The following is a 4,329-nucleotide window of genomic DNA, read 5'->3' on the forward strand; positions in this document are numbered from 1 at the left end:
ATCGGTGGTGGTCACGATGCCCGTTAATCGTGATCCCAGAAAGGAAAGCGCAGACATGACTCGGCCCAAGCCGTGGCCTCCTCCCAGGGTGACCACCTGGTCCAAATCGGCTAATGTTCGGTTGTGCATATTTCTCCTGATGATGTGAAACGGGGTGACCGAGGCTTGAGTGTGGCATAAAATAGCGGATTTGATGGCAAAAGCGAACTCAGACACGCGCGCTTGGCGGGAGTTTTAAGGGAATAAAAATAGAAAATATTAGTAACATAAACGTTATATATATTGTTATATAAAGGTTTTTCTCACGCCATGCATGTTATCTGCGCGGCTTTAGGGCAATAATAGAAGCTAGTTAACCATTCCTTTTCGTACCTTTAGGCGAAAAAGGTAAATATAACTCCTAGCCTTTGCGCCTAAGTGAGTCATGATGAGCTATACGTGGTTTCTAGCCGTGGCGATGACCACCAGGGTGCAGGGTATAAATGTCGGCATCTCCCGTATTTGGAAAGGTATTACTGTTTCACAATGCATCGATGTGTTTGAGCGCAGGTTTTGCTATCTGCACTTATCAGTAACGAAGGTCTGTAATCTTCGTTGTAATTATTGGTCTGCACGGCGGTTGTCGTCTGCAGAAAACCTGTAGTACCCGTTTTCTGATACTGGATGAAATCCACTGTGTTATCAGCGCTTTCGCCTAACTCGGCACGGATAAAGGTGTGCCTGACCGGTATTGAACCTTCGCTATGGCGGGATTTCACCGAGATTATCGCGGTGTGCGCCAATCCCACTATCCTCACCGTGGCGGTCACTACCGACTGTTATCGCCTGGCACGGATGCCCGGGTCTCACCGTGCTGAATATCAGTGTCGACAGCCTGGACGCCCGCTAGTTTTAGGCCATTATCGGCCAGGATAAATTTCATCAGGTGATGGTCGGCATTAGATGCCCCTCGTTCGAGGCTAGTTTCGACAAGGTGAAGGTCAATACCGTCCTACTGCGCGACGTGAACGACATCCATATTTGATACCTTTCTAACCTGGATCAAACCGTGGCTTTTTGCTGTAGCTGCATCTGAATGATGGAAACTGGCGTGGGTAACCGCGTTGTTTCGTGAACGGCAGGTTTCTGGCGAACTTATTCGCCAGAGGCTGAAAAAATGGGGATGGCAGTGTCAGCTTAAAGGGCGCACGGACGTTCCTCGGTATTGGTTTTCCACCATGAGGATTATCAGGGTGAAATCGGCCATATCATGCCTTACGCCAAGGATTTTTACGCCAGATGCAATCGCCTGCGCGTGTCGTCAGTGGAAAGCTGCACTTGTTCCTATTTAGAGATGGCAGTATCTCTCTGCGCGATCTGCTCGAGAGTGATCGGATGCTTGAGGCGCTGAAACCCGTATCACCGGAGTATTGAATCAAAAAAAGCAAAACCATTTCTTACATCAGGAAAATACCGGCATTACCCGCATATCGGCGTCAAGTGCTTGACGATCCAAGTAGGACTCTCCATAGTAGAGGCCCTGCGAATGAAGTAGCGTTTTTCTCGCCGGTCACCGGAGGCTGAATGGACGGGACGCTATTTTATTGAGGTCGGCGCGCGTGATTTCGACGTGGCAGTGCTGTATGCCTGGTTGTCCGCCAGAAATACCGATGGTGCGATGGTCACCTTTAACCGGCAAAGTACAAAACTATAATCTGGGCACCGATGTCAGTACGGTTGACCCTGGGATATTATCCGGGCATGACTGAGAGAACGCTGACGGAAATCGCGGCGCAGATGAGTGCATCATCTTCGTCGGCATGAGCAGCGCCGAATATATGATAGATCTGCGTAAAACTCAAGTGCCTTTCTGGAAACGGGAAAACCNCGCCGGCAGCTGCTGGTTGGATATGCGTGCGAAAGACCAGTGGGCTGCCAAACACTGGCGGGATAATTACCCGCCGGGTGAGACAGACGGTATCGGCTGAGTGTTTGCCGCGCGATGCGCTTTGCCGGCGAAGGGGATCTTCTTCATTAGCGCTGATATTTGTCATTTCTGGCATGATTAACCGCCTCAGCAGGGCTGTAGCGACATCGCTAGCCGCTCGAGGATCTCTCCCCCAGTAGTCTGATTTTCTCGAGCGGGATATTTTCATCAAACGCGATGATCTCACTCTGCCGGCAGGCCTATGTGGCAACAAACTTCGCAAGCTAGAGTTTCTCGTCGCCGATACCCTGCGTTCAAGGGAGCCGATACACTACTTACCGTCAGGACCATCCAGTCTAACCACGTGCGGCAGACGGCAGCGCTAGTGGTTGAACTGGAGTTACATTGCATTGCATCGCACCGCTGGAAAACCCGACCTGCACCTACGACGGTAACTACCTGACTAACGGTAATCGTCTGCTGCTGGATATATTTCAGTGCGGGGTTGGCAGTTTAGTTGGTTACCATGCGTGCTACTGAAAATGACACTCATCGGCGTTACACCGTTTCGTGCCGAGAGGAACAGCAGCAGCATCTGATCGCAAGTCTAGCGGCGCAAGTGAGTAAACAACTGTCTCTCGCAGCGCCTGCCGTGGAGATAACTATGTTGGATGAGTATTATGCTCCAGCTATGGCGTAGCCAACGATGAAGAGGTGCGATGCGATTGCGCTGATGGAGCGTCTGGAGGGTATCGTGCTGGATCCGGTGTTATACTGGCAAGGCTATAGCTTGGCTTATTGACGGCCTGTAACTTCAATAGCGATCATCAGGTCTCTGAATGATGATCGCTATTGAAGTTACAGGCCTAATGAAGTCATTCAACGATCATAGGGTGCTCAACGGTATCGACCTCCCGGTAAATCCCGGCGAAGTGCTGGCCATCGTCGACCCTAGAGGATCCGGTAAGACTACGTTACTGCGCAGTATCAACCTGCTGGAAACGCCGGACGGTGGCAGCGTTCAGGTGGGCGATATTACCATTGATGTTACCATCCTCTCAGCGGCCAGAAAGGGAAGATCCGCGCCATGTGCCAGCAGAGGTAGGGTTTGTGTTTTAAAATTTTAACCTGTTCCCGCATCGCTCGGTGCTCGACAATATCATCGAAGGGCCGATGGTGGTAAAGGAAGAAGGAGTAGCGCGAGGAAGATAGTCGCGCGCGTGGGAACTGTTGGCCAAGGCTGGACTGAGCGGGTAAAGAAGAGGCCTCCCTCAAACGGCTCTCCGGTGGCAGCTCAGCATCAGGTGGCTATTGCCTGCACCGCTGATCGAGAAGCGGCACACTATGGTTATAGTTACCCACGATATGAGGTTCGCCCGTGATGTCGCCGACCGTGCGATTTTCATGGATGAGGTAAACATCGCTGATCAAATCCTCGGGCTCGAGGTCTTCGTGTATCCTGGCTATGATGAGCGCACTGGCTATTTCTCAATAAATTTCTCGGCGCTTAGTTGCACGCGAGCCAGCCAAGCCGCGCTTATCGCCGGCGCGGTGGAAAGGATTACAGTTATTTACTGGATACTCGTGCCCAAAGATCAGATATTTTACTACAATCTTGCTATCATTGTTTTATCAGTTCACCATGGTAATGCTTTGCCTTCACTCTGAATTTATCCCCCTGAGCGCGGTTTCGGCCAGCGTCTTCAGGGCGGATCTAGAGTTTTTCAGTTTGTGTTATTTGATTCACTTGGCCTGAGTGCCGAGATTTTGCGCGCATTAGCGGAAAATGGTTATTTCGAACTGACGTCGGTTCATTAACAAGCCATCCCTTATGTTATTACAAGGCTGCAATAACATGACCAGTGCCTAGGACCGGTACCGGCAAAACCGACGCCTTTACCTTACCGATACTGCAGTTGTTCGACCATCGCTCGGTACCAGCCTGTACGGGCGCTCATTCTGATGCCAACCCGTGAGCTAGCAGCGCAGATCGGCAAAAATATTACCGAGTTACAGTGCCCATCTTGGCCTATGCTCGCTGGTGGTGTTCGGCGGTGTCAGCATTAACAACCAGTAGATGGTGAAGTTGCGTGGCGGCGTGGAAGTTCTGGTGGCGGGACACACCAGAGCGTTTGTTGGATTTAGCTTAGCAGCGCGCCGTCGATCTTTCCCAGATAGAAATCCTGTTGCTAGATGAGGTCGGAAAGCATGCTGAATATGGGGCTTTATTCACTATGTTTCACTATATTCGCCGGGTGATGAAGCTGCTGCCGACGAAATGTCAGGGTCTGATGTTTTCCGCGATCTTCTCCGATGAGTTAAAACGCTGGCGAACAGTCTACTGGATAATCCAGCGTCGGTCGGTTGAGGTGGCGTGTCGCAATACTGCATCCGAGCAAATAACCTAGTTTGTGCACATGGTC

5 pseudogenes and 1 riboswitch are annotated in these 4,329 nt (G+C 51.0%); of the pseudogenes, 4 read left to right on the forward strand and 1 reads right to left on the reverse strand.

Annotation, left to right across the window (positions count from 1 at the left end):
• Positions 1–144, reverse strand: a pseudogene (locus BG74_RS17380) (hypothetical protein); the annotation flags it as partial.
• Positions 145–385: 241 nt separating this feature from the next.
• A riboswitch (molybdenum cofactor riboswitch) is annotated at positions 386–528 on the forward strand.
• On the opposite strand from BG74_RS17380, the pseudogene BG74_RS11155 reads away from it, so the two are divergent.
• The 4 pseudogenes from BG74_RS11155 to BG74_RS17400 all read left to right on the forward strand — a co-directional run.
• Positions 512–1,487 (forward strand): annotated as a pseudogene (locus tag BG74_RS11155) (radical SAM protein). It overlaps the preceding riboswitch by 17 nt.
• Before the next feature lie 619 nt (positions 1,488–2,106).
• Positions 2,107–2,413 (forward strand): annotated as a pseudogene (locus BG74_RS20705) (D-cysteine desulfhydrase); the annotation flags it as partial.
• A gap of 335 nt (positions 2,414–2,748) precedes the next feature.
• A pseudogene (locus BG74_RS20710) lies at positions 2,749–3,406 on the forward strand (ATP-binding cassette domain-containing protein); the annotation flags it as partial.
• Between the two features lie 231 nt (positions 3,407–3,637).
• Positions 3,638–4,329: pseudogene (locus tag BG74_RS17400) on the forward strand (DEAD/DEAH box helicase); the annotation flags it as partial.

It is taken from the genome of Sodalis-like endosymbiont of Proechinophthirus fluctus, assembly GCF_001602625.1.
Lineage (GTDB): Bacteria > Pseudomonadota > Gammaproteobacteria > Enterobacterales > Enterobacteriaceae.